The sequence below is a fragment of the Nocardia sp. NPDC005825 genome (genome assembly GCF_040630175.1).
In the GTDB taxonomy this organism is placed as follows: domain Bacteria; phylum Actinomycetota; class Actinomycetes; order Mycobacteriales; family Mycobacteriaceae; genus Nocardia.
Map to the genome: position 1 here is coordinate 98,829 of NZ_JBEXXC010000016.1, position 23,255 is coordinate 122,083.

General features: G+C 69.2%; 24 protein-coding genes. 4 read left to right on the forward strand and 20 right to left on the reverse strand.

Annotated elements, in window-relative coordinates:
• Positions 1-11: 11 nt before the first annotated feature.
• From ABZ382_RS31635 to pgsA, 12 genes are all read right to left on the reverse strand, one after another.
• Positions 12-725 (reverse strand): PIG-L deacetylase family protein, encoded by a 714-nt coding sequence (locus tag ABZ382_RS31635; protein WP_357096679.1) that lies wholly within the window; start codon positions 723-725, stop codon positions 12-14.
• A 101-nt stretch (positions 726-826) separates the two neighbouring features.
• Positions 827-1,978, reverse strand: a complete 1,152-nt coding sequence (locus tag ABZ382_RS31640) for an ROK family protein (protein WP_357096683.1) — start codon at positions 1,976-1,978, stop codon at positions 827-829.
• Between the two features lie 25 nt (positions 1,979-2,003).
• Positions 2,004-3,428, reverse strand: coding sequence for an ABC transporter permease (locus tag ABZ382_RS31645; protein ID WP_357096686.1), 1,425 nt, complete (start codon positions 3,426-3,428; stop codon positions 2,004-2,006).
• Between the two features lie 17 nt (positions 3,429-3,445).
• On the reverse strand, positions 3,446-4,219 hold the full coding sequence (locus ABZ382_RS31650; protein WP_357096688.1) for an ATP-binding cassette domain-containing protein: 774 nt from the start codon (positions 4,217-4,219) through the stop codon (positions 3,446-3,448).
• A 9-nt stretch (positions 4,220-4,228) separates the two neighbouring features.
• Positions 4,229-5,383, reverse strand: coding sequence for a substrate-binding domain-containing protein (locus ABZ382_RS31655; protein WP_357096691.1), 1,155 nt, complete (start codon positions 5,381-5,383; stop codon positions 4,229-4,231).
• Between the two features lie 137 nt (positions 5,384-5,520).
• Entirely contained in the window at positions 5,521-6,465 is a 945-nt protein-coding gene (locus ABZ382_RS31660) for an NADP-dependent oxidoreductase (protein ID WP_357096694.1), read from the reverse strand.
• Positions 6,466-6,537: 72 nt separating this feature from the next.
• On the reverse strand, positions 6,538-6,714 hold the full coding sequence (locus tag ABZ382_RS31665) for a hypothetical protein (RefSeq protein ID WP_357096697.1): 177 nt from the start codon (positions 6,712-6,714) through the stop codon (positions 6,538-6,540).
• 174 nt (positions 6,715-6,888) lie between these two features.
• Positions 6,889-7,794 (reverse strand): hypothetical protein, encoded by a 906-nt coding sequence (locus ABZ382_RS31670; RefSeq protein ID WP_357096700.1) that lies wholly within the window; start codon positions 7,792-7,794, stop codon positions 6,889-6,891.
• Positions 7,795-8,328: 534 nt separating this feature from the next.
• Entirely contained in the window at positions 8,329-9,153 is an 825-nt protein-coding gene (gene pspA, locus ABZ382_RS31675; protein ID WP_357096702.1) for a phage shock protein PspA, read from the reverse strand.
• Between the two features lie 187 nt (positions 9,154-9,340).
• Positions 9,341-9,706 (reverse strand): helix-turn-helix transcriptional regulator, encoded by a 366-nt coding sequence (locus tag ABZ382_RS31680; RefSeq protein ID WP_213556733.1) that lies wholly within the window; start codon positions 9,704-9,706, stop codon positions 9,341-9,343.
• Between the two features lie 81 nt (positions 9,707-9,787).
• Positions 9,788-10,282, reverse strand: coding sequence for a CinA family protein (locus ABZ382_RS31685; RefSeq protein ID WP_357096759.1), 495 nt, complete (start codon positions 10,280-10,282; stop codon positions 9,788-9,790).
• Positions 10,283-10,334: 52 nt separating this feature from the next.
• Complete coding sequence (gene pgsA, locus ABZ382_RS31690; RefSeq protein WP_357096762.1) at positions 10,335-10,943, reverse strand: CDP-diacylglycerol--glycerol-3-phosphate 3-phosphatidyltransferase; 609 nt, start codon at positions 10,941-10,943, stop codon at positions 10,335-10,337.
• A gap of 228 nt (positions 10,944-11,171) precedes the next feature.
• Between pgsA and ABZ382_RS31695 the strand changes: the two genes are divergently transcribed.
• Together ABZ382_RS31695 and ABZ382_RS31700 are read left to right on the forward strand one after the other, a co-directional pair.
• Positions 11,172-11,714, forward strand: coding sequence for an amino-acid N-acetyltransferase (locus ABZ382_RS31695; RefSeq protein WP_357096706.1), 543 nt, complete (start codon positions 11,172-11,174; stop codon positions 11,712-11,714).
• 41 nt (positions 11,715-11,755) lie between these two features.
• Entirely contained in the window at positions 11,756-12,040 is a 285-nt protein-coding gene (locus ABZ382_RS31700) for a YciI family protein (protein WP_357096708.1), read from the forward strand.
• Here the strand turns inward: ABZ382_RS31700 and ABZ382_RS31705 are convergent.
• From ABZ382_RS31705 to ABZ382_RS31715, 3 genes are all read right to left on the reverse strand, one after another.
• On the reverse strand, positions 12,000-13,304 hold the full coding sequence (locus ABZ382_RS31705) for a glycosyltransferase 87 family protein (RefSeq protein WP_357096710.1): 1,305 nt from the start codon (positions 13,302-13,304) through the stop codon (positions 12,000-12,002). The two genes, ABZ382_RS31700 and ABZ382_RS31705, sit on opposite strands and share 41 nt — an antisense overlap.
• A gap of 480 nt (positions 13,305-13,784) precedes the next feature.
• Positions 13,785-14,552, reverse strand: a complete 768-nt coding sequence (locus ABZ382_RS31710) for a pyrimidine reductase family protein (RefSeq protein ID WP_357096713.1) — start codon at positions 14,550-14,552, stop codon at positions 13,785-13,787.
• Complete coding sequence (locus ABZ382_RS31715; protein ID WP_357096716.1) at positions 14,549-15,607, reverse strand: asparagine synthase-related protein; 1,059 nt, start codon at positions 15,605-15,607, stop codon at positions 14,549-14,551. Before ABZ382_RS31715 ends, ABZ382_RS31710 begins: the two co-directional genes overlap by 4 nt.
• A 171-nt stretch (positions 15,608-15,778) precedes the next feature.
• Here ABZ382_RS31715 and ABZ382_RS31720 point away from each other — a divergent pair, with 171 nt between their 5' ends.
• Positions 15,779-16,336: a hypothetical protein gene (locus tag ABZ382_RS31720; protein WP_357096719.1), complete on the forward strand. Its 558-nt coding sequence runs from the start codon at positions 15,779-15,781 to the stop codon at positions 16,334-16,336.
• Here ABZ382_RS31720 and ABZ382_RS31725 read toward each other — a convergent pair.
• From ABZ382_RS31725 to ABZ382_RS31745, 5 genes are all read right to left on the reverse strand, one after another.
• Positions 16,333-16,824: a hypothetical protein gene (locus ABZ382_RS31725; protein ID WP_357096722.1), complete on the reverse strand. Its 492-nt coding sequence runs from the start codon at positions 16,822-16,824 to the stop codon at positions 16,333-16,335. The two genes, ABZ382_RS31720 and ABZ382_RS31725, sit on opposite strands and share 4 nt — an antisense overlap.
• 178 nt (positions 16,825-17,002) lie before the next feature.
• Complete coding sequence (locus ABZ382_RS31730) at positions 17,003-17,815, reverse strand: PIG-L family deacetylase (RefSeq protein ID WP_357096725.1); 813 nt, start codon at positions 17,813-17,815, stop codon at positions 17,003-17,005.
• A gap of 42 nt (positions 17,816-17,857) precedes the next feature.
• Complete coding sequence (locus ABZ382_RS31735) at positions 17,858-19,366, reverse strand: long-chain fatty acid--CoA ligase (protein ID WP_357096728.1); 1,509 nt, start codon at positions 19,364-19,366, stop codon at positions 17,858-17,860.
• Positions 19,367-19,398: 32 nt separating this feature from the next.
• Positions 19,399-21,027: an acyl-CoA dehydrogenase family protein gene (locus ABZ382_RS31740; RefSeq protein ID WP_357096731.1), complete on the reverse strand. Its 1,629-nt coding sequence runs from the start codon at positions 21,025-21,027 to the stop codon at positions 19,399-19,401.
• A gap of 73 nt (positions 21,028-21,100) precedes the next feature.
• Positions 21,101-21,859 (reverse strand): PaaX domain-containing protein, C- domain protein, encoded by a 759-nt coding sequence (locus tag ABZ382_RS31745; RefSeq protein ID WP_357096734.1) that lies wholly within the window; start codon positions 21,857-21,859, stop codon positions 21,101-21,103.
• Between the two features lie 340 nt (positions 21,860-22,199).
• Here ABZ382_RS31745 and ABZ382_RS31750 point away from each other — a divergent pair, with 340 nt between their 5' ends.
• Positions 22,200-23,120: a helix-turn-helix transcriptional regulator gene (locus tag ABZ382_RS31750; protein ID WP_357096737.1), complete on the forward strand. Its 921-nt coding sequence runs from the start codon at positions 22,200-22,202 to the stop codon at positions 23,118-23,120.
• The last annotated feature ends 135 nt before the right edge of the window (positions 23,121-23,255 follow it).

Sequence of the window (23,255 nt, forward strand, 5' to 3'; positions counted from 1 at the left end):
GAAGTCCCCGGTCAGCCCGCGAAGTGGTACAGCTCGAAGCTGAGGGCCCGGGCGGCCGGGAAGCCCTCCTTGGGGCCGGTGGTCATCTCGATGACGGCACGGGCCTGGGCTTCGACGGGTTCGGGACTGAGGACCTCGAGGTAGCGGCGGTGGGCGGTGAGGGATTCGACGGCGGCCTCGACGGTGTCGGTGACGTCGAGGCCGTGGCTGCCGTCGCCGACGCCGTAGACGGCGGCCCAGCGCGGCGACCAGGCGGGCAGGTCGGCGATATCGGGGTGGATCCACTCGTTGCCCGCGTCGGAGACGGCGTCGAGGGCGGCACGGCCGACGGCGCGGTGGTCGGCGGAGTTGACGTAGCCGCGGGCCCAGGTGTCGCCGAAGTTGAACAGGAGCACCAGCTCGGGGCGGTGGCGGCGGATGGCGGCGGCCAGGTCGCGCCGCAGGGCGAGGGATTCCTCGATGCGGCCGTCCGGGTAGCCGAGGAATTCGACCGAGCTGACGCCGACGATCTTCGCCGAGGCCCGCTCCTCGTCCTCGCGCAACGGCCCGGCCTCGGCGGGCGACAGCCCCGCGATACCGGCCTCACCGCTGCTGACCAGCACGTAGCGAATGTCCTTGCCCTGCCCGGTCCATCGTGCGACCGCCGCGGCGGCCCCGTACTCGATGTCGTCGGGATGCGCCACGATGACGATCCCCCGCTGCCAGTCCTCGGGAAGTTGCTCCATGCCTGTATTCAACTCCGGCCGCACCGGCCCGCGCCACGAGGGCACGAACTTCGCACCCCGGACCCGCGTCGCGCCGCCCGCGCCGAGCCGGCGGCGGCGGATCACAGCATGCTGAGCACGCCCTCGAACGCCGCCTCGGCCGCTCCCAGCAGTTTGAGATCCGGTCCCAGACAGGACTTCTCGATCCGCACCCCGCCGAACGCCCGGCTCACCATGCTGCGCCGGTGCACTTCCTCGCGCACCCGCGCGATCGCCGCGTCGGGCAGCGCGGTGAACAGGTCGCCCAGCACCACCAGTTCGGGCCCGAGAATGTTCACGACATTGACCAGCCCGAGCGTCAGCCAGTCCAGGTACTCGCCGAGCTGGGATTCCCAATTCCCGCCCAGCGCACGCAGTTCGGCCACGATCGCGCCGCGCGGCCCGTGCTCGGGCATGCCGAGGGCCCGGCACAACGCCGCCTCCCCCACCTCGCCCTCCCAACAGCCCTCGTTGCCGCAGTAGCACTTTCGCCCGCCGGGCCGCACCGTCATGTGCCCGATCTCGCCCATGTACCCGGCCTGCCCGCGCAGCAGCGCGCCCTGGGCGATGAGCCCGCCGCCCACCCCGACATCGGCGGATACGAACACCGCGTCGGCGGCGGTGCGCCCCGCGCCCCGGACATGCTCTGCGAGAGCGCCGAATTCGGCGTCGTTGCCGACCGTGACCGGCACCTCCAGCACCGCCCGCAGCCGCTGTCCGAGCGCCACCTCGCCCCAGCGCAGATTCGCGGCATTGTGCACCAGCCCGTCGGCGCGCCGCACCACCCCGGGCACGCACACCCCGGCCGCGACCGGCCGCAGCCCCAGATCCTCAGCCAGGATCGCCGAGGATTCCGCGACGTGGGTGATCACCTCGTCCGGTTCCCGTTGCCGCCCACGCAGATTCCAGCTGTTGCGGCCCAGGATCTGCCCGCCGAACCCGACCAGCGCGATCCCCACGTGCTCGACCTGCACGTCCACCGCCAGCACCACCGCCGCCTCGGGTTGCGGCAGCACCAGCAGCGACGGCCGCCCGGCGCCACGGGCCAGGCGCGGCACCTTCTCCTCCACCACGCCGTCCTCGGCGAGCCCGTCCACGAGCATCTTGATGGTGGATCGGTTGAGCCCGAGTTCGGCCGCGAGGGTCGCGCGGGTGGCGGGGCCTCCGGTGTGTAGCAGCCGCAGGAGGGTCGACCGGTTGAACCGGCGCACCTCGTCCGGACGGGCGACGGTCATGAACTCGGATATACCATCGCGCGGCTCACCGGCCGGACATCGCCACGCGGCGTCTCGACAGCGCGTCGACGGAGGCGGCCAGCAGCAGCACCAGCCCGGTCACGATGGACACCACCGCCGCTGGTTGCCGCAGCAGGCCCAGCCCGTTCGACACCACCGCCAGCACCGCGCCGCCGATCACCGCGTCGGCCACCCGCCCGCGCCCGCCGAACAGCGACGTCCCGCCGATCACGGCCGCGCCGACCGCGAACAGCAGCGTATTGAGCCCGCCCGCTTGCGGATCCACCGAACCGACCTTCGAGGAGTAGACGATCGCCCCGACGGCCGCGCACGCGGAACTGATGACGAAGACGCTGGCCCGCAACTGGGTGACATTGATGCCCGCGCGCCGCGCGGCCTCGACGTTGCCGCCGACCGCGTAGATATGACGGCCGTAGGTGGTCCGCGTCAGCACGTAGGTTCCGGCGACCAGCAGCACCAGCACGATCGGAACCACGTACGGCACACCGGAAATGACGATCAGCGAGCTCGGCGACCGGTTGACGGTGAGCAGCGCCGTCACGACGACCGCGAAGATCACCAGCGCCGAGACCTTCACCACCACCAGCGCTGTCGGCCGCGTCACCAGCCCCCGCCGCCGGCGCAGCACATGCCCGCCGAGCGTGACCGCGGCGTACCCGCCCGCCGCCACCACGCACAGCACCCAGCTGCCCACCGTCGACAGATTCCCGTTGGCCACCGCGTCGAGCACAGGCGAGGAACTGATCCCCAGCACCCCGCCCTCCCCGATGAGCTGCAGGATCACGCCCTGCCACGCCAGGAACAGCGCCAGCGTCACCACGAACGACGGCATCCCGATCTTGGCGATCAGGAACCCGGTGATGGACCCGATGGCCGCGCCCACGCACACCGCGAGCAGCATCTCCACCCACGGATTCGCGGACAGGCCCAGGACTGTCAGCAGAATGCCGAGCAGCGAGAACGCCACCCCCGGCCAGATCCGCAGCAGCCCCGCCAGGATCGCCGCCAGCGCCAGCATGGCGTTGAACACGAAGAACACCGTCGACCCCATGCCGGTCAGCAGGTTCCCGTTGTCCACGTAGTGCATGGCCAGCACCGCGCCCGCCACCCCGGAGGCCGTGCCCGCCGACAGGTCGATCTCGCCGATCAGCAGCACGAACACGATCCCGATGGCGATGATGGTCTGCCCGGCGCCCTGCGCCAGCAGGTTGGCGATGTTGTTGAGCGAGAAGAACACATCCGAGAGGGCCGAGAAGAAGACGATCAACGCGACCAGGCCGAGAATCGCGGGCAGCGAGCCGATCTCGCCGCCGCGCAGCCGAGCAACGTAGTCGCTCAACGCTTCTCGCACCGATAGCGTCGTGGTGTCGATTCCGAAGTCGGTGACGGCGGTCCCGGATTCGGCCGTCGCGTCCGAAACATTGGTCATAGCGGTGGATTCCTCGCTCACAGCGCCACCGCTTCCGGACGCGCCAAGCCGAGATCCCCCGAGCGTCCGGCGGTGATCAACTCCACCACCTGCCCGGTGGTCACATCGGCGGTCCGCACCTGCGCGGCCATCCGCCCCAGGTACAGCACCGCGATCCGATCCGCGACCTCGAACACGTCGGCCAGGTTGTGGCTGATCAACATCACCCCGAGCCCCTGTTCGGCCAGCCGCCGCACCAGATCCAGCACCTGCCGTGTCTGCGCGACGCCGAGCGCCGCGGTGGGTTCGTCGAGCAGCACCAGATTGCTGTTCCACAGCACGGCTTTGGCGATCGCCACGGTCTGGCGTTGCCCGCCGGAGAGTGCCGCGACCGGGGTGCGCACCGATTTCACGGTGCGCACCCCCAACGAGGCCAGGGTGCGCCGCGCCGCCTCCTCCATGCTCGCCTCGTCCAGCAGCCACGGCTTGCCGCGCTCCCGGCCGAGGAACATATTGGCCACGATGTCGAGATTGTCGGCCAGGGCCAGGTCCTGGTAGACCACCTCGATGCCGAGCGCCGCCGCGTCCTTGGCGCCACGCAGGTGAACGGGTTCGCCTCGGAATCGCACCTCGCCCGAATCGGCGGCATGGATTCCGGCGACACATTTCACCAGCGTGGATTTGCCCGCGCCATTGTCGCCGACGAGTGCGGTGACCTCGCCCGCCGGCACGGTGAGGTCCACGTCGTGCAGCACGTGCACCGGTCCGAAACTCTTGTTCAGGCCGGTGATCCGGAGCAGCGGCTCATTCATGCCGAATCCTCAGGCGATGCCGAGCGCGGAGCAGGCGGACTTCACGTCACCGGAGCAGACGTCACCGGCCTTCACGAAGCCGGAGTCCACCACCTGCTTGACCTCGGTCTTGGTGATCGGTTGCGGTTGCAGCAGCACCGATTTCACGTCCCGCTTGCCCTTCGGGTCCTGGCTCACGGCCTGCGCCAGCGCGTCCGCGGCCGCCTTGTCGCCCTTGGCCAGGGCGACGGCGAGCTTGGCCGCGTTCTCCGCCTCCTCCTTGATGGGCTTGAACACGGTCATGTACTGGTCCCCGCGCAGCACCGCCTTGAGCCCGTCGACGGTGGCGTCCTGACCGGTCACCGGCACCTTGCCATTGAGGCCGTTCTTCTTCAGCACCGTGATCACCGCGCCCGCCAGGCCGTCATTGGCGGCGACCACGCCGTCGACCTTGCCGCCGTTGCCGGTGAGGATCTGCTCGAAGGTGGTGCCGCCCTTCTGGTTGTTCCAGTCGTCGATGGGCTGGCTGCGCACCAGTTTCAGCGCGCCCGAATCGTAGAGCGGCTGCAGGGCCTTCTGCTGGCCCTGATGGAAGAGGGTGGCGTTGTTGTCGGTCGGGGCGCCCTCGATCTCGACGACCTGTGCGCCGGGCTTGTCCTTCAGCGCGGTCGCCAGGCCCTGGCCCTGCAGCTCACCGACCTTCACATTGTCGAAGGACACGTAGTAGTCGGAGGATCCGCCGAGGTTGAGGCGGTCGTAGTCGATGGTCGGGATGCCCGCCTTCTTGGCCTTGGCCGCGACGGCGCTGCCGACCTCGCTGTTGATGGCGGCGATCACCAGGACCTTGACGCCCTTGGAGATCATGCCGTCGGCGAGGGTGGTGAACTTCTGGACGTCGCCCTGCGCGTTCTGGACGTCGGCATCGAATCCGGCCTGGTTCAAGGCATTGCGCAGCAGGGGCTTGTCGAAGGATTCCCAGCGGGCCGAGGTGGCCGTCTCCGGGAGGATGACACCGACCGTCCCGTTTCCCCCGCCGCCGGCGGGAGCGTTGGACGTGGAGGTGTCGGTACTGGAATTGGATCCGCAGGCGGTGAGGGTGAGCAAGCCGGACAGAGCCAGCGCGGCGGCGGCGTAACCCCGTCGACGTCCGGACTTCTTCGGCGGGAGCGCGCTTTTCGTCCTCATCAGGGTGACCTTCTTTTCCATGACGCTGCACGCGGCGGCCACTGGGTTGCGACCGCACACACGGCATATGTTGTGGGCAACAACATATGCCGTGTGTGGTCATGGAGGGGACGATTCGCCAAAACTGGCGACGCCGATCAGGGCAGTAGAATGACCTTTCCACCGGCGTGGCCGTCCATCACGAACGTATGCGCCGCAGCCACTTCCGCCAGCGGGAACGTCTTCGCGATAGCCAGATCCAGCTTGCCCGCCGACAACAGCGGCAGCAGTTCACGCCAGGCGTTGCCGCGGATCTCGGTGCCCGGATCCGCGCCAGGGCCCTGACCGAGCACCTTGAAACCGTCGGAGGCCGCGCGGCCGAAGGCCACGATGCTCGCGATCCGGCCGCGATCGGCGACCAGTTCGAGGGAGACGTCCACCGCCTCGTCGGTGCCGGCCGTGTCGATGGCGGCGTCGATTCCGTTGGGGGCCAACGCCTTCACCCGATCCGCGAGACCGGGACCGTAGGCGACGGGTTCGACGCCGTAGGCCCGCAGCCGCTCGTGACGACTCGGCGAGGCGGTGCCGATCACCCGCGCGCCGCGCGCGACCGCCAGCTGAGCGGCCAGCGCGCCGACGCTGCCCGCCGCGCCGTGCACGAGCACGGTGTCACCGGGGCCGACGGCGGTGGCGGCGAGCAGATGCACCGCGGTGCCGCCGACACTGAGCACGCCCGCGGCCTGCTTCCAGTCCACGTCTGCGGGCTTGGGCACGACGCGCGCGGCGTTCGTGGTGACCGCGGTGGCGTATCCGCCGCCCACCGTCGCGATGACCTCGTCGCCGACCGCGATCGGCCCGGCCGGGCCCACCGCGTCGGGGCCGACGGCGGTGACCACCCCGGCCACCTCGAGCCCCAGCCGGATCGGCAGCTTGCTCGGATCGGTGCCGAACGCACCGCTGTAGAGCTTGTAGTCGAAGGGATTCACCCCGGCGGCGCGCACCGCGATGGTGACGTCACCCGGCCCCGGATCGGGCACATCGACGTCGATGAGCGACAAGACTTCCGGTCCACCGTAGGCGGTGGCAACGACAGCAGTAGCCATACGGCGATCATACGGAGAACGGACCGCCCGCCCGGGTCTCCCCGGGTAGACGGTCCGTCGTGGGCCGTACGGTCAGAACTTGCTCAGCGGCGACTTGTCCTTCGACCCCGACACCGCCTTGTACAGCAGGTACAGGCCGAAGATGACCGCGCTCACCATCAGGATGGGGAACAGGCTCTTGATCAGCGCGCCGAGAATCATGAAAGCGATCCAGACGAGGACGACGACGCCGAGAATCTTCCAGAACATTCCTTGCCTCCTAGTTTCCGAACCGCCGTCCGCGCGATCCGACACCATCCATACTGCGTCGGCCGGTCGAGAAAATCACCAGGTCAGCCGCGATATCCGGGACAGAATCAGGGTTCACCCCGAGGCTTGCCGCGGATGCGGGAGGTTCTCGGGGATTGCGCGCGCGGAAACGGCTCAGGGACGCGTGCGGAAGCGCTGGTCGGCCAGCTCGGTGAGCGCCTGCGCCCACCCGTCGAGCCGATCGGCGGCATCGCGCAGTCCGACCATGGCCCAGCCGAGATCATCGGCCACCGCCGCGCTTTCGGGCACGGCCAGCACCCGGGCGGCCGCCTCGACCATGCCCTCGAATTCGACGACGCCACCGTCGAGACGGATCGACACGGCCCGAACGTGCTCACCCAGAGGCGAATTCGACCCCAGCGCACCGGCGGCCTGCTCCATGGCGACCACATCCTGGGCGAGGGCATGCAGGGCGGCCGCACCCGACGCGGCAGTCTCGAGCGTGTCGTCGAGATCATCCACCGGCAGTCGCCCGGACCGCGCGATCTGCGCGTGCAATCCGTGCAGGGCTCGCTCCGCCCGCACCAACCGCGCGATCGAAGCCCGCGCCGCCGACCGGATCGGCGGCAACTTTCGCGGCACGAACGCCGCCTGCGGCAGGGGCTCCCGCCGCATGTCCAGATACCGCCGCGCCGTCACCGCGGTCCCGGTCACCAAGGCGACCGCGCCACCGCCGACCACGACCACCGCCCACGCGGGCGCCGAGATCAACACCAGCCCAACGGTTCCGGCCGTCGTCAACCCCGAGGCGGTCCCGAGCCGGAAACTCCGCCGCCGAGCCCGCCGCCGCTTCCGCAGCTCCCGCTCCCGCGGATCCGCCCACTTCCGCACGGCGACCAACGCCTGCTCCCCCACACCCCGCAAGGTGTCCGGCAGCCGCTGCGCCAACTCCTCGGGCTCGAACCCGGTGGGCGCCAACACCTCCCGCACCGCTTCGGTGGCCCGCTCCCGCCGCGCCCGCTTCTTCGCACGCCGACCGGGCGCTCCAACCTCGGAACCCGCCGACGGGGTACGCGGCACCGCCGCATCGATAGGCGCGCCGAATTGTCCAGTGGCTCCGGGCGGTACCGCGCCCGACGGCTGCGAGTTCGAGGGGGCAGGCGGCAGGTCGCGTCCGATCGGACGCTTGCGGCTGCGCCACCCTGTCGATGCGGCTGTCGGCGGCGTCTGTGGCACGGCGTGCGGCGCTGACCGGGGCGCACGCGGCGGGGCCGCCGTCGTCGACTGCGCGGGATCGGATTGCGCGGGCGCGGTGGCGGCTCGGGCAGTGGATCGGTCATCGAGGGGCGCGCCTGCTGCAGCGGCGGCCTGACCGGCCGGATTGGGTTCAGCCGCCGGGAAATCAACCGGAGAGGGTGCAGAAGCCGTTCCGGGCCCGGAGGTTTCGGGCTGCGCGGGCGGCTGGGAGTTTGCGGGCGCACCGAAGGGTGCGGGGAAGCCCGGGATGGGATCAGGGGTTTTCGTCCGGGTTCGGCGGAGAAAACGGGCAGGGGAGGTCGCGGGACTCTGGTCGGCCCGCGATCTCCCCATCGTGTACTACTTTCCGCGCAGCAGTTACTGCTGGGCGGCCTGGCCCTTGTTGAAAGGCTGCGCGGCCGGCTGGGCGGGCTGGCCCTGCGGGATCTGCTGCTGGGCGCCGCCCGACGGCAGGGCGTCGCCGCGCATGGAGGCGCGGATCTGCTCGAGGCGGCTGTGGCCGGCCATCTGGATCGAGGCCTGCTGGACCTCCATCATGCGGCCCTGGACCGAGTTCTGGGCCAGCTCGGCCGAACCCAGGGCGTTGGCGTAGCGGCGCTCGATCTTCTCGCGCACCGCGTCCAGGCTCGGGGTGGTGCCGGGGGCCGACAGGGTGGAGTCCATCTGCTGCAGCGAGGCCGAGACCTGCTCCTGCATCTTGGCCTGCTCCAGCTGGGACAGCAGCTTGGTGCGCTCGGCGACCTTCTGCTGCAGCAGCATGGCGTTCTGCTCGACGGCCTTCTTGGCCTGAGCGGCGGCCTGCAGCGACTGGTCGTGCAGCACCTTCAGGTCCTCGACCGACTGCTCGGCCGTGACCAGCTGCGCGGCGAAAGCCTCTGCGGCATTGGTGTACTGGATCGCCTTCTCGGTGTCGCCCGCGCCGGTCGCCTGGTCGGCGAGCATAACCGCCTGGCGCGCATTGGCATTGAGCTTCTCGACCTCGTCCAGCTGACGATTGAGCTTCATCTCCAGCTGGCGCTGGTTGCCGATCACCGACGCGGCCTGCTGCGACAGGGCCTGATGCTGGCGCTGGGCTTCCTCGATGGCCTGCTGGATCTGAACCTTCGGATCCGCATGCTCTTCGATCTTCGAGTCGAAGAGGGCCATCAGGTACTTCCAGGCCTTCACGAACGGATTAGCCATCGATTGATCCCGCCTCCATATGACGTGCCGCGCCCCGTAGCGCGACAGTAGTGCGCGACCGTCGCGCACCCCTGTTGTCCCATATCTCCACTGTGCAACGGTCGTTCCAGAGATTTCGGCAACAGCACGACCTCTCCGGGACGAAGCCTACAGAGAATTTATCCCTTTCGGCCCCTCAGTACAGCGATCACTTGGCGGCCACCAGCACCAGACGATCCGACTTGGGGGCCGGAATCACGATGCGGGGGCCGAAAGTTCCGTCCGCGGCCATCGCCACGTCACCATCGCCACCCCGGACGGGCACCTTCGCGGCGGCCTTGTCGGCGTCGGCCATGGTGGAGCTCACGTCGAACAGCACCTGCGCCAGCGGGACGTCCAGGGCCTGGCAGATGGCGGCGAGCAGCTCGCTCGACGCCTCCTTGCGACCCCGTTCGACCTCGGACAGGTACCCCAGGCTCACTCGCGCGGAGGTGGAGACCTCACGCAGCGTCCGGCTCTGGGCGACCCGAGCGCGCCGCAGGCTTTCCCCGATGGCTTCTCGCAGCAGCGTCATCTCGTTCTCCTCACACTCGTCTCGCCGGACCCAGCGTTTGACTGGACAACGTCCGGCGTCGGCCGCGCGTTCCCGGTGTCGTCACTCGCCCCGAACCAAGCGGACGAGCTCGGTGACCGCGGCGCGTACCGCGCCCACCCTGATCGTCCACCGGTCTCCCGGCAACTTCAACCGAAGCACCTCGGTGGACTCCGGACCCGCTATACCAACAAATACCGTGCCAACCGGTCGGCCGTCCTGTGGTTCGGGTCCGGCGACCCCGGTGAGTCCGATTCCCCAGTCCGCTCCGCACCGCTCACGTGCGCCGACGGCGAGTTGCTCGGCGGTGCTCGCGGACACCGGACCATCCGAGGTCAGCGTGTCGGCACTCACACCGGCGAGCGACGCCTTGAGGTCGGTGGCGTAGACGATCAGCCCACCCCGCAACACCGCGCTCGCGCCCGGAATTCCCGCGATGGCCGCGCTGAGCAGTCCGGCGGTCAGCGACTCCGCGGTGGCCACGGTCTGCTCGGCCGCGATCAGGGCGGCCACCAGGTCGGCGGCGGGCGCGGAGGTGACCAGCGGGTCGGGCGGGATGGGACCGGCGGTCGCTACGCGCGACAGCAGGCCGTCGATGTCCGGCCGGACCTCACGCGGCACGACTGCCGCCCGGCGACCCGAACCACAGCCGGGCCGCTTGCACGACGTAATCGAGACCGGTGACCACCGTCAGCAGCACGGCCAGGTACATCAGGTCCATTCCGGCCGTGGCGAAGGCGCCCGAGAGCGGCAGCAGCAGCACGCCGATCGCGACCGACTGGACCAGCGTCTTGAGCTTGCCGCCACGGCCCGCCGGAATCACCCCGCGCCGGACCACGGCCAGCCGCAACAGCGTGACGCCCAGCTCGCGGGCCACGATCACCAGCGTGATCCACCAGGGCAGATCGTGCAGCATGGACAGCCCGATCAGCGCGGCCCCGATCAACGCCTTGTCCGCGATCGGGTCGGCCAGCTTCCCGAAGTCGGTGACCAGACCGTATTTGCGGGCCAGTTGCCCGTCGATGCGATCGGTGATGGCGGCGACGCCGAACGCGGCCGCCGCGACCCAGCGCCACTGCGGGTCGTGTCCGCCGCGGGCGAACAACGCCATCAGGAACAGCGGCACGATGAGAATGCGCAGGATCGTGAGCACATTGGCGATGTTCAGCAGCGGCACCGGCTTCGGCTCGACCAGCGTCTCCGCCCGGTGCGCGGCCAGGGTGTCCGGCCGGTCGGCCTGCGGGCGAGCGGCGGGCACGAAGCCCGGACTCACCGCGGGACGGGGGTCGGCCCAGCGCCCCTCGATCTCGTCACGCTGCACCGTCACCAGCGCCCCCACCGGCCGCGGGACCGGCCACGGTTTCCGGACCAGGCCGGGATGCGGGAGAGCTGGATGTGCGACACACCGACAAGCCTATCGGTACGCGGGCCGACTACTGTGCACCCCATGACAACACGGGCACCAGACAGCGGTTCGATCGGCGGGCAGGCGGCGGGAGCGCCGGTCGTCCGCCGAGCGCGAACCTCTGACGTGCCCGAGATCAAACACCTCATCGACATCTACGCCGGCCGCATCCTGCTCGAGAAGAACCTGGTCACTCTCTACGAGGCGGTGCAGGAGTTCTGGGTCGCCGAGCGCGACGGGGTGATCCTCGGCTGCGGGGCGCTGCACGTGCTGTGGGCCGACCTCGGCGAGGTGCGCACGGTCGCGGTGCACCCCGACATCAAGGGCACCGGCGCGGGGCGGCTGATCGTGGAGCAGCTCATCGCGGTCGCGCGAGAGCTGGAGTTGCGGCGGCTGTTCGTGCTCACCTTCGAGGTGGAGTTCTTCGCCCGGCACGGGTTCGCGGAGATCGAGGGCACGCCGGTGACGGCGGAGGTGTACGCCGAGATGTGCCGGTCCTACGACACCGGTGTCGCCGAATTCCTGGACCTGTCCTACGTCAAGCCGAACACGCTCGGGAATACCCGAATGCTGTTGACGCTCTGACTCTTCCGTATCCGTCACCGACTTCGATCAGGAGCGTGCCCATGGCCGTCTTCGCCATCCACTACGTCTACTCCGAGGCCACCGTCCCGGCCCGCGACATCCACCGGCCCGAGCACCGGGCCTGGCTGAACGCGCTCGTCGACGAGGGCACCGTGCTCACCAGCGGGCCCTACGCGGACGGGTCCGGAGCGCTGATCCTGGTCTCGGCCGAGGATCTGGCCGCGGTCACCGAGCTGTTCGAGAACGACCCGTTCAACCGGGAGGGCCTGCTCGAGGACAAGCGGATCACCGAATGGTTGCCGACCATGGGCGCGTTCGCTCCCTGAACCACGCACTGCGCCCGATGATCACGGCGCTGGTCGCGATCATCAGCAGCGGATAGCAGCCCGCGTAGGTCGGCACGGTGAGGTACGCCCACCACACCGATCGATCCGCGCGGGGCAGCATGAACAGGCCGATACCGATCGGATGCGGGGAGCCCTCCATCGGCGGGCGGTCGGAAAAAGTCCACCACCAGCTGAATCCGATGAGGATGACAGTCGCGGGGGCCAGCATCGCCCAGCGGACGGTGGCGGTGCGCGCGTAATGCCAGGTGAGAATCGCCAACGGCATGAACCACACCCAGTGATGTCCCCAGGAGAACGGGGAGACGCAGGCGGCGGTCATTCCCGTCACGGTGACAGCAAGTAGCTCGCGGTTGGCGCGGTGGGCCAGGACGGCGGCGAGCAGGCCGAGGACCACGACCGGCAGGACCACGAGCACCCAGAGCCAGGCCGGTGGCTCGAACACCGTCGCGCCGAACGGGTTCGACGTGTAGCGCTCGATGTCGAAGAAGCGCAGCAGCTGCGCGAGGAAGCCGTTCACGGACTGGTTGGCCGGGGAATCGACCGCGCCGACGCGTTCGGGGGCGGCGATCTGGCGACTCCAGTACGACCACGCCTCGTGCGGTCGCAGCAGGAAGCCGATCGCGACGGTCGCGGCGAACGCCCCCGACGCGACGCCCAGGGTCCGCCATTGGCGGGTGCAGGCCAGGTACACCATGAAGAAGATCGGCGTCAGTTTGATACCGGCCGCGAGCCCGACGCCCGCGCCGCGCAGCAATGCCGCGCGCGGTCTCGTGAGGTCCCAGACGACCAGCAGCGCCAGGAAGATGTTGATCTGCCCCAGCCAGATGGTCGTGCGCACCGGTTCCAGCACCGTGCACACCACCGCGAGCGGGAGCGCGAACATCCACGTGCGCAGCGTGTTCCGGTATCCCAGGGCGATCAGGCAGCGCCCGGCCAGGGCGATGAGCGCCGCGAGGGTGGTCGTCCACCACAGGGCTTTGGCCGTCACGAGGGAGAACAGGGTGAGCGGCACGAAGGCCAGGGCCGCGAACGGGGTGTAGGTGAACTCCATGCCGAACACCACCGGACCGTCGTAGAGGCCCGATCGCGCGCGGATCACCGCACCGCCCGCCTGATAGACGTCCAGATCGACGCCATTGTTGAACAGTCCGTAGTAGGGATCATCGATCGGCAGCGCGTATATGTGCCACACGATCGCGGCCGCCGCGAGCAGCAGGCCGATGATCAGCATCCGGTCGGTCACTTCGGGCTCGGCGCGCGGGTTCCGCGCCCTGGCGACAAACTCTTTAGCCCCCGCAACCATTAATCCACAATAACCCGACAATCAGGACACCGGGCGTAATCACTTGCTACACAATAGATTTCACATCACCCCGGATGCGCATGACCGATCGAGCCCCGGACCGGTCTGCGTCGGTTCGGGGCCCGCTCGGGGGTAATCGCCCATGGTGATCGCTCAGCATGTTTGACAAAACAGGACAGTACCGGCCGCGACACGCCCCGAAACGGACGTGTGAGCCGCGACACACGCCCTGGCCAGTGGTCCCACGCGGTTGTGGGTGTTGCCGGTCGGCTCAACTCCACACGAGGCGCGTACACCTGAGCCCGAATATAGTGGGCCACTGCCTATTTCGTGGCACGACAACGACAATTGGAGTTCGATCGGGCGAATCATCTTGCGCCGGAGCCGAACCGGATCCACGCCGGATTCGAAGCGCTCCCGCTATGGCTTCCGCGCCCAGCGGGCGAACTGGAATCCATCGGTATCGAAGATGATGTGCTTGCAGTCCATCCGCAGCTGAGCCGGACGCTCGGTGTGGGTGATACGGCGGGCATCGCCGCAGACCACGGTGGGTGCGGTGGTGACACAGAGTTCGTCGAGCACGTCGTCGGCCGCCAGCTGACCCGCCAGGCTCGGGCCGCCCTCGCACAGGATGCGGCGCATGCCCAGACGGACGAGGGTGTCCATGATGGCGGCGGTCTCGACGCGATCCGGGCCCAGCTCGACGACCCGCGCGCCCGCGGCGGCCAGGTCGCGCTTGGCGGCGGCCGGCGCGGCGGCGGTGGTCAGGATGATCGGCGGGACGATCGTGTCGGTGAGCAGCCGGGAGCCCGGGTCGATGTCGGCGCGGCCGCTGACCACGGCGAGCGGCGGAATCGGTTCCAGGCCCTGGGTTTTGCGGCGCTGCTGCCCGGATTCGGGGATCCGGATGCCCCGGTAGTCCTCGACCCGGATGGTGGCGGCCCCGACCAGGACCACATCCGCGAGGCTGCGCAGCAGTTTCAGAACGCGCTGATCCAGCGGGCTGGTCAGGCCGCTGGAGGAGCCGTTCGTGCTGATCGCGCCGTCCACCGAGGCCACGAAGTTCGCGCGGACCCGCGGCTCGGTGGTGTCGGGGTAGGCGTAGAGGTCGGCGAGGTCGTCGTCGGTGAGGCCGGTGGCGCCGACGATGTCGGGGATCCCTGCCGCCGAGGTTCCGCTGGTTGTCATCGGACGCCCTTTCCTTCTCGATCCGCGATGAGCCCTGCTCGATCCGTGCCGAGCAGAGCCAGGAACAGCCGAGTGGCGACCGATTCGTACGGTTCGGTCATCGGATCGCCGTAGGCGGTCGCGCCGGGCATGGCCGCGGCCCGCCGCCGCGCGGCGGTGGCCAGTGCGCCCATGATGCCCGCCGAACGCTGGATCGCCGACTTCTTCGCCCAGGCGAGTCCCCGCGCCGATTCGGGCAGCAGGGCCTCGCAGGCCAGGCGCAGGCACAGCTTGTCCGCCGGTTCTCCGTCGTGTTCGCCGAAAAGCGCTGTCGGGGCGAAGGTCTCGGCAACCTCCCACATGCGGACGGTTTGGAAGACGTGCACGAACCGGTCGGCGTACTCCCCCATGATCCGCGGATAGAAGTCCGGCACCAGGCGCGCGTGGACGAAGTTGTTCGCCGATTCCTTGCGGATGGCGCGGTCGAGTTCCTCGACGGCCTCGGGCGAGCCGATCGGGTGCCGCAGTCGCTTGCCGCCCGCGACGATCGCGTCGGCGCCGCTGCCGGTGAGGATCGGGCCGACCGCGCCGAGACGATCCAGGGCGGGCAGCGCGGCGAGCAGCGGGACGGCGTAGGTGACCTCCCACAGCTCCGGCACGCCGAGGCGGTCGATCGCGCGCGCGGCCAGATCGACGACGGTGGGCTCGTCGATCTCGACGACCTCGTGGGTGAGCCCGAGCGCCCGCGCCGCGGCTTCCGCGTTCTCCCGGTCGGTACCGCCCTCGGCGACAATGGTGATCGCGTGCGGCCGCGCACCGGCCGCGACGGCGGCGGCCGCGACCAGAATCGAGTCGACTCCGCCCGACAACAGCACCACCGGATCGGCGGTCGCGGCGTCGAGCACGGCCCGCAGCCGATCCCGCAATTCCCGCCCGATCAGTTCGGCCGCCACCGCGGGGTCGGTGACCTGCCGCAATCCCGGATCGGGTGCGGCGATATCGCGCAGGTCGGCGACGAACTGCATGGCCTCGCCGGTCTGGTCGGCGCGGACCCGCTCGTTGCGAGCAGTCGTCATGGGTTCGATACTCCTTCGCCGCGGATCACGCAGTCGAACCTACAACACCCGGCCTTCCGGAAATTCCAGCCGTGACGGGGCAAATCGGGCACGCCGGACGAGTATCGGCCTCGAATAGGAAGCGTGGCGGCCCGTGGTCATGTCCGGGCCGCCGGCGTTTCGAATTCACCCGTGCGCAGCGTGAATCCGTCCGCGCACTTCCCCGAAAGGATGAGCAGCGTCATGTCCGCCCGCGCCGTTCTCGTGATCGTGATTCACCTGATTCTCGCCGCAGTCATGGCCCACCCCGCCGCCGCCGAGCCACTACGCCCGGGCCGGTATCGCATCTTCCTGGAGGCACAACCGGCCTACACGTTGCGCCCGGCGGTGACGGCCCCCGGCGGCGCGAAGGCGATCGTCGACGACGGCGCGGACGTGAATCGCTGGGAGACGGTGTTGATCACCTACAAGCCCGCGGGTCCGCTGTACCAGCTGCTCAATTCCTCGACCCGGTTGTGCCTGCAACCGGTGAAGCTCGATCCGGTCACCTACTCCGTGGGGCAGGCCGTGTGCGGGGTCTCCGACACGGGCCTGTGGTACGTGAGTGAGACCGCGGGCAATCATCGCGTCAGCCTGGCGTCCGACCCCAGCCTGACCCTCTACGGCGATACCGCGTCGGCGGTGCCGATCGCGTTGCTCGGTCACGTCAGCGACGAGCCGCGGGCCCGCTGGGTGTTCAAGCGGCTCTAGCCGCGATCGCCCTTGGTTTCGGGCCCGTCGCCGGATCCGATGCGGCGTGGTTTGGCGATGGGCCGCATGCCGGTGGCCGGGGCATCCTCACCGGCTCGGCGTCGGCGCGCCGCGTTGAAGTCGAGGACACTGCCGTCGCCACGGCCCGCCTCGGGAGCCGGGGCCGGGTGCTGGGCGCGGCCCGGATCGATCGGCAGCCAGCCCGTCTCGCCCTGCAGTTCCGCGCGGGTCACCGGCCGGGTCGGCGCGGGATCGTAGGCGGAGCCGCCCGCCGGATTCCAGGGCATGGACGGCGGGCCGGGAGCCGGATCGGTAGTGCGACGCGGGCGACGCGGCAGTCGGGTGAGATTCGAATCGTTCTTTTCGGGCGTGGAAGCCTCGCCTGCCCGCATGGCCTCCAGCTTCGCGCGCAGCCGTTCCACGGCATCGAACCGGTTCGCGCCGGGCCCCGGCAGGGATCCCCGCCCCGGCACTTCCTGGTCCGACATCGAACTACCCACCGACGGGCGCCACGACACCCGCCGGCACCCCGTGCTGAATTCTGATCGTCTTTATCACGTCACTCACGTCCGCATTCTCCCATTCGTGATAAATCAACGATAGCTGGGCGGATGGCGACGCGAGAAAGGCCGCCCGGTCGGTTCGACAATCAGATCCCGTCCCGGGTCAGCGTAGACCCGCGAAGAGGTCGGTTTCCGGGTCGGGCGCGGCCCCGAGCTTGGAGGTGTGGCGCACGAAACTCTCGGTCCCGAAGAACTCCTGCCGCATGTCCGCCGGCAGCCGCAGCAACGGCACGCTGTCGGCCTGACTGGCATGCGCCTCGAGCGCCTTGATCTTTCGCGAGACATGCGGTGCGACATCGACGATGGTGGTGATCTCATCGACCGGCGTGCCGAAGTCCGCCGCCGGCTCGAAGTCGATCAGCCCCTGCTCCCGCATGGCCTTGAACCGCTCGAGCGCGGGCTCCCGCGGAATCGCGGTGTAGTACAGCTTGTCCGGGATCCCGGTCGCGGCGACCGCGGCCCGCGTGATCCGGTTGGCCTGAATGTGATCGGGGTGCCCGTAATTGCCGTTCTCGTCATAGGTGACCACCACCTGCGGCCGGTACTGCCGGATCAGCTCCACCAGCCGCGCCGCCGCCTCATCGACAGGCGTATTCCAGAACGCGTCCGGATCCTGATTCCCGTCCCATCCGACCATCCCGGAGTCCCGATACCCCAGCAATTCGACATGTTCGATCCCCAGCAGCGCCGCCGACTCCTGAAGCTCCGAAAGCCGCTGCGCACGAACAGCATCCGGATCATGTCCGGCCTCGCCCGGCTTGATCCCGCCGGGCGCGTCGCCCTGCTCTCCATTGGTACAGGTCACCAGCACCGTCCGAATCCCCTCGGCGGCGTATTGCGCGAACACCCCACCCGTCCCGATTACCTCATCGTCCGGGTGGGCGTGCACGGCCATGATCGTCAGCAGCTCGGTCATGCTTCGAATGAACACCACGACCCCGCGAGATGATTCCGAGGGTCAGCTCGAGTCGGACACCAGGCGGTCGCGCAGCACATTCTTCTGGATCTTGCCCGTCGCGGTCGTCGGCAGGGCGTCGAGGAACACGACGCGGGTCGGCGTCTTGAAGCCGGCCAGTCGTTGCCGCGCGAACGCGATGACGTCCTGCTCGGTGGGCGCGGCGGCACTGTCGGGCACGATGCACGCGACGGGGGTCTCACCCCATTTCTCGTGCGGCGCACCGATCACCGCCACATCGCGGACGCCCGGCATCGCGGCGATCACGAGTTCCACCTCCCGGGAGTAGACGTTCTCGCCGCCGCTGATCAGCATGTCCTTCTTCCGGTCGACCAGCGTGATGAACCCCTCGGCGTCGGCGAAACCCAGGTCGCCGCTGTGGAACCAGCCGTCGCGTAGCGCCCGCGCGGTCTCCTGCGGACGCATCCAGTATCCGGCGAACACATTGTCGGCGCGGACCAGCAGTTCGCCGACCGTGCCCACCGGCACGTCACGGTCCTGATCGTCGACGATTCTGGTTTCGATGCCGAACAACGGCCGCCCGATCGAACCCGCCTTGTCGCGGACGTACTCGGAGTCCAGCAGCGCCACCGAGGGCGAGCATTCGGTCATCCCGAACCCCTCCCGGAACGGAATGCCGCTGCGGGCAAGGAAATCCAGGACCTGAGGCGGCGCCGGTGCGCCCGAGGTGAGCGCGCAGGTCAGCGAGGACAGGTCGTAGCGTTCCAGGTCCGGCACCGCCATCACGGCCTGCCACATGGTCGGCACCAGCAACAGCTGGGTCGCCCGTTCGGACTCGACCGCGTCGAGGACCGCGACGGGATCGAACGACGGCATGATCACATTGCGGGCCCCGAGATAGATGAAGGGCAGGGTGTAGAGCCCCAGACCACCGATATGGAACATCGGCAGCGCTGTCACCGTGACATCGGTGGACCGCAGGCCGAAGGCCGCGACGACCGCGGCGGCATTGGCGCGCAGGTTCTCGTGCGTGATCATCGCGCCCTTGGGGCGGCCGGTGGTCCCGGAGGTGTACATGATCACCGCCACGTCGTCGCGCCGGGCGAGCGGCGTGACCGGCGCCGGATCGGCGGTCGCGAGCAACTCGGCGTACTCCTCGCCCAGACCGACGATCGACCGGAGCCGGGCGCCCGGCTCCCGCGCCGCCGCCTCGGCCGCGGGGAACGCGGCGTGGGCGAAGAGCAGGTCGGCTCCGAGATCGCCCAGCACGTAGGCGATCTCGGCCGCGGTCAGCCGGACGTTGATAGGGGTGAAGATCGCACCGAGCTTGGCGGTGGCGAACAGGATCTCCAAGCATTCGACCGAGGTCGGCACGACCGCGGCGATCCGATCGCCGCGCCGGATGCCGAAACGATCCCGCAGCTGGTTGGCCAAACGGTTGGTGCGGTCGTCGAACTCGCGGTAGGTCCACGAGCGGTCGCCGGACACGAACGCGATCCGGTCGCCGCCGCGCTGCGCCCGCTGGACGGCCCAGTCACCGATTCCCTGCATGCATCGACTCCTTCGCTGTGATGTCCGGCGGCTCAGCCGACCTTCGGGGTGACGCGATCGAGAATCGCGGCGAAATCCGTTCCACGGGGCAGGGTTCCGTACACGCTGCCCCGGTCGCCGTCGAGCCGCGACGCGATGAACGCGTCGGCAACCGCCTGATTCCCCGACCGGACCAGCAAGGACGCCTGCAGCACCAGCGCCATGCGCTCGATCACCAGGCGCGCCAGGATCTCCGCGTCGGCGAGATCGGTGAGCCCGGAGCGGATCTCGCGCACCGCCCGCTCGATGCTGGGCTCCGGCCCGGCGAGTGCGACCTCGGCGAAGAACGCCTCGACGGTCTGCGGATTCTTGCCCATGGCGCGCAGCACGTCGAGCGCGGCGACATTGCCGCTGCCCTCCCAGATGCCATTGAGCGGTGATTCCCGGAACAGTCGCGGCATCTGGGATTCCTCGATGAAGCCGTTGCCGCCGAAGCACTCCAGCGACTCGGCCGCGTGCGCGGGCCAGCGCTTGCACACCCAGTACTTGCCGACCGCCAGCGCCAGTCGCAGGAACTCCGATTCGGCCCGGTCTCCGCGCACCGACCGATCGTGCGCGCCGGCGAGCCGCATCATCAGCAGCGACGCCGCCTCCGACTCCACCGCCAGGTCCGCCAGCACATTGCGCATCAGCGGCTGGTCGATGAGGTGGCGCCCGAAGGCCATGCGGTGCGTCGCGTGGTGTGCCGCCTGCACGACGCCGCGGCGCATGCCCGAGGCCGCCCCGATCAGGCAGTCGAGGCGAGTCATGTTGACCATCTTGATGATCGTCGGCACGCCCCGGCCCTCCTCACCGATCCGCCAGGCCAGCGCGTTCTCGTATTCGATCTCGGCCGACGGGTTCGATCGATTGCCCAGCTTGTCCTTCAGGCGCATCAGGCGGACATTGTTGCGGGTCCCGTCCTCGAGCACGCGCGGCACCAGGAAGCAGGTGACGCCCGCGTCCGTCTGCGCCAGCACCAGATACAGGTCGGCCATGGTGGCCGAGGTGAACCACTTGTGGCCCAGGATCCGATACGACCCGTCGGGCTGGCGGGTGGCGCGGGTGGTGTTGGCGCGAATGTCGGAGCCGCCCTGCTTCTCGGTCATCGACATGGTGGCCAGCAGGCCGGGCTTGTCCAGCGGTGCGCGCAGACCGCCCTCGTAGCTCGCATTCGACAGCAGCGGTTCGTAGATCCGCGCCAGGTCCGGGGCGTCGCGCAGGGCGGGCACCGCGGCGTAGGTCGCCGAGATCGGGCAGGTGTGACCGGCCTCGACATTGCTCCAGAGGTAGAACTTCGCGGCCCGGGCCACATGGCTGCCCGCGCGGGGATCGCTCCAGGGCGCGCCGTGCAGGCCGTTGGCGACCGCCGCGGACAGCAGTTCGTGCCAGGCCGGATGGAATTCGAGGTCGTCGATGCGGTGGCCGAATCGGTCGTACGGGCGCAGGATCGGCGGGTTCTCGTTCGCCAGCCTGCCCCACTCCTGGACCTGTTCGGTGCCGGCGAGCCGCCCCAGGCGCTCGATGTCGCCGAGCGCCCACTCGGCGCCCTCGCGGACGAGTCCGTCCAGCAGGGTGGCGTCGTCCGCGACATTGTGGCCGTAGAGCGGCACGGACTGGTTGAACACCTCGTGTGTCTGCATGACTGTCTCCTTCGACTGCTCGATTCGGACATTACGTTTTCCGAACAGTCGAAGTCAATAAGTAATATTCCGGTCAGTTCGCGTGCCCCACCTCCGGGATCGACACGAATTCGTCCTGATACTCGATCCAGACCCGATGCAGACGGTCCGCCGTCCACTGCCGAGGCCGAAGCTGTTGCGGCAGAAAAGGATCGGTGAGCAGATGCCGGACGATCGCGGTGGCGACGGTGAAGCGGTCGACAGGGCTGCCGGCCCGGTCGATGAGTTCGAGCAGCCGCCGTGACTGCGCCTCCCAGGCGGGCAGATCCCACAACAGGTCGAGCAGTTCGGCCGCGGGACGCTCGGGCTTGCCGGTGAAGATCTCCACCGGCGCGTCCCCCAGTTCGAGCGGCCGGATCAGATTCGCCGGGCGCAACCAGACCCCTTCCCGCAGCTCGGCCAGGCGCAGTCGCGCCAGCCGGGTCCGCAGGGTCGCCCGCTCCCCCGGGTCCCGGCCCGGGCCGGCGACCATGACGATCTCCCAGTCGCCGTTCCACTCCCGAGTCGGCTGCTCGACCTCGTGCAGCACGCGCTGCCGGCGTTCGAGCAGCGGGCCGCTCAGGTGAAATCCCTCGCGCGTGCGGGTGAGGTCGCCGCCGGAGACCATCCGGGTCAACGCCACCCGGGCCGCGGATTCCTTGATGCCGAACGCGCCCGCCGCCCGCACCACCTGCGCGGGGGTCGCACGGGCGGGGTGGTTGCTCACCAGGAGGCTGAGAATCACCCCGCGCGCCGTCAGCCGGGGGAGGTGATCCTCCAGGTCCAGACGCGCGGAATCGGTCGCGTCAGTCACGTCTCCAACACTCCTTCACTGCGTGGCAGGGTGCCACCGACTGCCTAGCAGCGTGCCACGCGGACGACGGCGCACCTTTCCCGCGCCCCGATGCCGTGTTGGGCGCCGGCGCATCCACCATCCGCCGATCGGGCGCGGATGCCGCCGTCCTCAATTGTGGAGAAACCCGGTCGACACCGCGTCGGAGCGGTCCGGCCCGGGAGCAGCCGGGACGCGATCTCGCCGAATCCGTCCTTCCGGAGCCGATCCCATGGAATCCGACTGTCCAGCATGTGATTCCGGTCATGATTCAGGATGAGTCTTGACCTGTCCGAATCGAGATGATTCGATCTGAATCATCATGGATCCACAGAATCAGCCGACACGGGGCGCGACCGAGGCGGCGGCGACAGCCGCCAATTCGGTTGTGCGCCAGTCGCATCCGCGCCAGCAGTTGGGTGCGGAGCTACGTCGGTTGCGGGATCTGGCCGGGATCTCCGGGCGGGAGCTGGCCAAGCGGGTCGGAATCAGCCAGTCGACGTTGTCCCGGATCGAGGCGGGGACCGTGGTTCCGCCGCTACCGCAGGTGCTCGGCTGGGCCGAAGCGGTTGGGGCGGAAGAGGATTCCCGTCAGTCGCTCCGTTCGCTCACCGAGGCGGCACACTCGCCGGAGGTGCAGGAGTGGGCGGGGGCGCTCGCGCATCGTCCGCATCTACAGGATGACGTGCAAGCCTTCGAGCGCGACGCGCAGGTGGTGCGGAACTTCCAGCCCGCGCTGGTGCCGGGTCTGCTGCAGACCGCCGACTACGCGCGCCGCGTGTTCGACACCTTCGACCCGCCCTATACGCCCGAGGCGGCGGCGGCCGCGCTGGCCGCGCGCCTGGATCGGCAGCAGGTGCTGTACGACCCCGCGAAACGGTTCGAATTCCTGATCACCGAAGCGGCCCTGCGTTTTCGGCCGGGACCTTATCGGGTGCTGCTGGCCCAGCTGGACCGGATCATCTCGATCGAGACCCTCGATACGGTCACCATCGGGGTGATTCCGCAGGACATCGAGGCGAGCACCACGATTCCGCACGGGTTCGTCATCTACGAGAACGAGGACCACGCGGTCGCTTCCGCGGAGCCGATCCCGGGCAGCATGGTCACTCGCGGACCCGAACTCGTCGACGCCCATCGCCGCCGCTGGGACGCGCTGGCTCGAATGGCCTTGTTCGACAACGATGCCCGCGAATTCCTCGCGGCAATTCGCGATGAAATCCACCGCATCGCAACCCAATGACCATTTTCCAGCGGCCGTCGAGGGGTCGGCCGCACGTGGGGGTGGTGGGGGGGGGCGCGCGACGACAACGGCAACACACACAACACAAGACACACAAGAACAGAAAAAGACGGCCCCACACCCACACACACAGCG